Annotated in this window: 4 protein-coding genes; 2 read left to right on the plus strand and 2 right to left on the minus strand. The window is 70.9% G+C overall.

The annotated features are described in order from the left end of the window. Positions 1 to 552 precede the first annotated feature (552 nt). Positions 553 to 1,902 carry an NsdA family TPR-like regulatory protein gene (locus G6R24_RS17605; RefSeq protein WP_163550314.1) on the plus strand — a complete coding sequence of 450 codons (1,350 nt, stop codon included), beginning with the start codon at positions 553 to 555 and terminating at the stop codon, positions 1,900 to 1,902. A gap of 107 nt (positions 1,903 to 2,009) precedes the next feature. Here G6R24_RS17605 and ygfZ read toward each other — a convergent pair whose 3' ends face one another. After that, positions 2,010 to 3,200, minus strand: coding sequence for a CAF17-like 4Fe-4S cluster assembly/insertion protein YgfZ (ygfZ, locus tag G6R24_RS17610; protein ID WP_163550315.1), 1,191 nt, complete (start codon positions 3,198 to 3,200; stop codon positions 2,010 to 2,012). Positions 3,201 to 3,831: 631 nt separating this feature from the next. Between ygfZ and G6R24_RS17615 the strand changes: the two genes are divergently transcribed. After that, positions 3,832 to 4,569, plus strand: a complete 738-nt coding sequence (locus G6R24_RS17615; protein ID WP_163550316.1) for a phosphoglyceromutase — start codon at positions 3,832 to 3,834, stop codon at positions 4,567 to 4,569. A gap of 117 nt (positions 4,570 to 4,686) precedes the next feature. Here the strand turns inward: G6R24_RS17615 and phoU are convergent, their stop codons facing one another. Next, complete coding sequence (gene phoU, locus G6R24_RS17620) at positions 4,687 to 5,334, minus strand: phosphate signaling complex protein PhoU (RefSeq protein ID WP_163550317.1); 648 nt, start codon at positions 5,332 to 5,334, stop codon at positions 4,687 to 4,689. Positions 5,335 to 5,641: the final 307 nt, after the last annotated feature.

The following is a 5,641-nucleotide window of genomic DNA, read 5'->3' on the forward strand; positions in this document are numbered from 1 at the left end:
CCTAACCCACGATCAAAGCGCTACCTGATCAGTTACGTCACAATTATTCATCTGAATATGGGTCAACCTCGGTTTCGAGGGAGAACCGCGGTCGGATGCGGAAATGCGTGACGTCGGGCCGGAGATATGATTTGCTTCCCATCAGAGAGCACCTGGCGGTGTCAGAGGTTCGCGTCAGTGGTTCGGGTGCCGGTGGGTTGGGTGGCAGTGGTTCGGGTGTCGGTGTCGAGGTGTGGTGTGGCCTGCGGGAGACTCCGCGTGTACGCGGGGTGCGGGTTCGGGTGTCCGGTTAGGCGTCCGGGTGGGTGTTCGGACGCATAGGTCGCTCAGGTACCCGTTGCTGTGGTCGTGGGGTTCATTTCGGTTGATGAGCGGCCATTCCGGAGATGAGTTCCCGGTTGGGGCGTGCATTCACCGCCAACAGTGGTCCTTCCGTAACCCCTGTGCACGCATCGCGCCGGGGTAATCACTATGGACACCAGGATGTCGCGACATAGCGTTAGTGAGCGCTCACGGAATTCGCCCAGAGGATCCGACTCGAGGAGATCGTCGATGCTGACGGATAACGCGCACGCCTGCACACATCCGCTCGCATTCGTCCGCGCCCAGCGCGGTTGGTCCTACCAGCGACTCGCCCGCGTAGTTGCTCGCCGTGCCCGTGACCTGGGGGTGGCGAACATGGCGGCGGAACGGCAGAAGGTCTGGCGCTGGGAGCACCGCGGTGTGGTGCCGGACCGGGTTTCCCAGCTGGCGCTCGCCGCCGAGCTCGGCGTGCCGAACGACCGGCTGGAATCGCATCCCTGGCCCGCCTGGCTGCCCACCGGCGACGCCGTCCGGACCGAGTACCCCTGGACCCCGGGCGGCAGCGTCACCAGCCTGATGGACGTCGTCGAGGACGCCCTGTCCGACCGGCGGGGCTTCCTGACGATCACCGGGGTCGGGGTGGCCGAGCTCGCGTCGCAGTGGCTTGGGCTCGAGCCCGCGGAGCTCTCCGTCGCGTTGGCCGGCGGCCGGGTCGACGACCAGATCGTCAACCGGATCGAGCACAACATTCCGGGCCTGCGGGTGATGGACGAGCGTCTCGGTGGGGAGAGCGTGCGCCGCCTGGTCGACGCCGAACTCGGCCTGGTCGCGGACCTGCTCGTGCGCGGCTCCTACACCGAGCGGGTCGGGCGCCACCTGCACACGGTGGCCGCGGAGCTCGCCCGGTTCGCCGGCTGGGTCTCCTTCGACGCGGGTTTTCACACCGCCGCCCAGCGGTACTGGACTACGGCGCTGCACTGCGCGCACTCGGGCGGTGACCGCATGCTTGGTGCGAACGTCCTGAAGAACATGTCGCTGCAGTGTGTCGACTTCGATCGTCCGCGGGAGGCGGTCGAACTGGCCGAGGCCGCGGTGGCCTGCGTCGGCTCGGCCAGCAGCAGGGTCAGCGCCATGCTGCACATGCGACTGGCCCGGGCCTACGCCGCCACCGGCGAGACCTCCGCCTGCACGCAGGCGATCGTGCGTTCGGAGGAGGGCATGGCCGCGGCGGCCCCCGAGGAGCCGGCCTGGGCGGACTACTTCGACGACGGCGAGTTCCTGGCCCAGGTCGGCAGCTGCTACATCGACCTGGGGCACCTCGCCCAGGCGGACCGCTGGCTGGACCGTTCGCTGCAGGCCCTGCCGGTCTCCCGGGCCCGGGACCGGGCGACCTACCTGCTGCGACGGGCATCCGTCCAGATCGATCTCGGCAACGTCGACCAGGGCTGCGCGATCACCCGGGAGGCCATGCCGATGCTTGAGGCGACCAGGTCCAAGCGCAACGCGCGCCGCGCCGACGAACTGCGGCGGCGGCTACGGCGGCACAGCGGCGACCCGCAGGCGCGCGAGCTCGATCAGGCGCTCTCCCGCTCCTCCTGACGGTCGCCGCCAGAACGGCGGCGGACCAGACGGCCGCAGACCAGGCGAGAGCGGGCTGAGGAGCAGGACGGGCCCCGGGGCCGGGCGGGTCAGGAGGGCCGGGTGGCTCAGGAGGAGCGGAGCAGGCGTCCGGCGGGGCGCTTCGGCGTGGCGGGGGACTCGTCGCTGTCGGGGTCGATCGCGGCGGCGATGGGTGCGCCGTCCGGATCGGTGACGACGAGGGCGGTGTCCCCGGCGACGGAGCGCTTCACGATCGCCAGGGCGATCGGCCCCAGTTCGGCGTGCATCTCGGAGGTCCCGACGAAGCCGATCTCCCGGCCCGCGGCCGTCACCGGCGAACCGGCCGCGGCCACCATCCCGTCCAGGTGCAGGAGAACAAGCCGGCGCGGTGGACGACCCAGATTGTGCACGCGGGCGACGGTCTCCTGGCCCCGGTAACACCCCTTGTCCAGGTGGACGGCGGTGATCAGCCAGTCCACCTCGTGCGGGATCGTGCGATGGTCGGTCTCCCGGCCAAGCCTGGGGCGACGGGCGGCGATCCGCTCCGCCTCGAACGCCGCGAGCCCCGCGGGCACCGCACCGGCGTCGCGCAGCCGCTGCGCCGTCCGGGCCAGCGCCGACCGTTCGACGAGCAGGTCCAGACCGTGCGGCAGCCGCCGCACCAGGACGCCCCCGGCCAGGCGGACGACCGGGTACGGACCCACCGTGGGGGCACCGGTCGGCTCCGGGGACAACGGGTCGGGCAGACCGAGGTCGGCTCCCTGGGCCGCGTCGCCCTCCGCGGACAGGGCGGCGGCGACCACCCGGGACGCCTGCGGCCCGAGCACACTCAGGACGGCCCAGTCGGCGGTGACATCCTCCGGTTCGACCCGCAGCATGAAACGCATCGACTCCAGATAGCGCATCAGCCCGGCGGCGGTGCCCGGCTCGACATCGATCCAGGTGGCCGCACCGTCATCGGCGAGCACGAGGTGGTGCTCGACGTGCCCCTGCGGGGAGAGCACCAGCGCCTCGCTGCCGCGCAGCTCGCCCAGACCGGACAGGTGCTGCGAGGTGATGCTGTGCAGCCAGCTCAGCCGGTCCGGCCCGCCGACCCGCACGACACCACGATGGGAACGGTCGACGAGGACCGCACCGGTGACCGCGGTGCGCTGCTCGCGCAGCGGATCGCCGTAGTGCGCGGCCACCGGGCCGTCGAGGCCCTGGCCGGCGACGGCACCGGGCAACCCGAGCAGCGGGGACGCCGCTCCCGTGGCGGCGGTCGACTCGGTCGGGCCCGGCTCGGGTTCGGCGCTCATGTACCGAGTCTAGGTCGCCGGACGGGATCAGCCCGGTCGCGATCACCGGACGGGCGGGCACCGCGGTGTCCCCGCCAGCCGGGTGTCATCCGGGTGTGGGCCGGGGCCGGGGGCTGACCTGGCAGTCCTCGCGGGGTCGCGGACGACGCTCGTTTGTTCCCGTCCCAGGGTGTCGTGAGCGTCCCAGTCGCCCCGGCGAAAAAGGCGTTGCGAGGGGCCCCCGGTCCGCGTAGCGTTCTCGGTACACGAGAAGGGAGGTGGTCCACGCTTTGTATGCTCATAGGACTCGTGAGGTGACTGTCCGCTAGCCGGTCTCGTGGTCCTCACCTCTGGCCGTAGCCCACGGGCACCGGCACCGGCGAGTACCAGGCAGATCACCCGACCCCCGGGCGCCGTCGACAAGTCCCGACGGTCCTCGCTCCGCGCCTCGGCGCGGGCGGGGAAACGCCCGGGGGTCGCTTGCGTTCCGGCATGGTTCTCGGCCGGGTGCCTCTTCGGTGGGGCGCCCGCGGGCATCCGTGGGCGAACGGACCGTCGGTGACCGGCCACGACAGGGGCGCCGCCGGCACCGGGCCGTTGTCATGGCGGCAATGCTGGCCGAGAGCCGGGGCGGACGGGCAGGATCTCGGGTATGCCGACTCTCGTCCTGCTCCGCCACGGTGAGAGCAACTGGAACCGTGAGAACCTGTTCACCGGCTGGGTGGACGTCGACCTGTCCGACAAGGGTGTCAAGGAGGCCGCCCGCGGCGGTGAGCTGCTGCTGGAAGCCGGTGTGCTGCCGGACGTGGTGCACACGTCCGTGCTGACCAGGGCGATTCGCACCGCGTGGCTGGCCCTGGACGCCGCCGGCCGAACCTGGATTCCGGTCCGTCGCCACTGGCGGCTCAACGAACGTCACTACGGTGGCCTTCAGGGTCTGAACAAGGCCGAGACCCTGGAGAGGTTCGGCGCCGAGCAGTTCCAGCTCTGGCGCCGTTCCTACGACACGCCCCCGCCGGAGATCGGGGCGGACCAGGCCAGCGGGATCGACGAGCGTTACGCCGATCTCGCCCCCGACCTGATCCCACGCACCGAGTGCCTGGCCGACGTGGTCGCCCGGATGCTGCCCTACTGGTACGACGCGATCGTGCCGGACCTGCGGGCCGGCCGCACCGTGCTGGTCGCCGCGCACGGCAACTCGCTGCGGGCGCTGGTGAAGCACCTGGACGGGATCAGCGACACCGACATCGCCGGGCTGAACATCCCGACCGGTATCCCGCTGCGGTACGAACTCGATGACGACCTTGGTGTCATCAGCTCCGGGTACCTGGACCCGGACGCCGCGGCGAGCGCGGCGGCGTCCGTCGCCGCGCAGGGCTCGAAGAAGTGACAGCGAAGCCGTAACGGAGCCGCCGGCGGGCCGACCCGACAGGTCGTCCACCAGGCCCGCGCGTGGTCGCGGGCCTGGGCACGCCGCCGGCACCGCCGGCCGGACCGGCCTCGCCGGTCACGCCGACGCGATCTCCCCGGTGACCAGGTAGATCACCCGACGCGCGACGGACACCGCGTGGTCGGCGTACCGCTCGTAGTAGCGGCCGCACAGCGTGATGTCGATCGCCGCTTCCATGCCGTGCGGCCAGGGCTTCTCGATCAGCACGTGGAACAGGGTGCGGTGCAGCCCGTCCATCGTGTCGTCGTCGGCCTCGAGCTGCTTGGCCAGGTCGGTGTCGCGGCTGGCGATGACGGAGCCGGCCTTGGCCACGATGCGCTGGGCGACCTGGCCCATCTCCAGCAGCGTCCCGCGCAGCTCCGGTGGGACGGCCCGCCCTGGGTAGCGGCGGCGCGCGACCTTCGCCACGTGCAGCGCGAGGTCACCCATCCGCTCGAGGTCGGCGACTATCCGCAGCGTGGTGACCATGACGCGCAGGTCGGTCGCGACCGGGGCCTGCCGGGCCATCACGTCGAACGCGCGCTCCTCGATCTCGTTGCGCAACAGGTCGACGGTCTCGTCGCCGCTGATCACGTTCTCGGCGAGCTGCAGATCGGCGTCCAGCAGCGCGGTCGTCGCCCGCGCCATGGCCGAGGCGACCAGGTTGGTCATTTCGATCAGGGACTGGTCGATGCTGTCAAGTTCGTCGGTGAAGGCGTCCCGCACGGACGGCTCCTTGTCTTCGTTGGGTGGGGCTTCGCTGGGTGGTCTGCACGCGGTGGATCTTCGCGGAACGGGTCTTCGCGCAACGGCCTTCGCCGGGCGGTTCACGGACCAGAGTGGACGAGGCGGGATCGACAGGCGAAGGCGTGTGGATTCATGAGATCACAGCGGCGGCGCGGGTAGGACACGCCGAACCTTGACGATGCGGTGCAGCTCTCGCGGTTCGGTGAACGTCGACGATAGGTCCGATGAACAACGGGCGACGATCGGCGTTGGAGGACCGCACAGCGATGCCCAGGTGGCATGGCGG

The sequence above is a fragment of the Candidatus Frankia nodulisporulans genome, from assembly GCF_902806475.1.
Lineage (GTDB): Bacteria > Actinomycetota > Actinomycetes > Frankiales > Frankiaceae > Frankia > Frankia umida.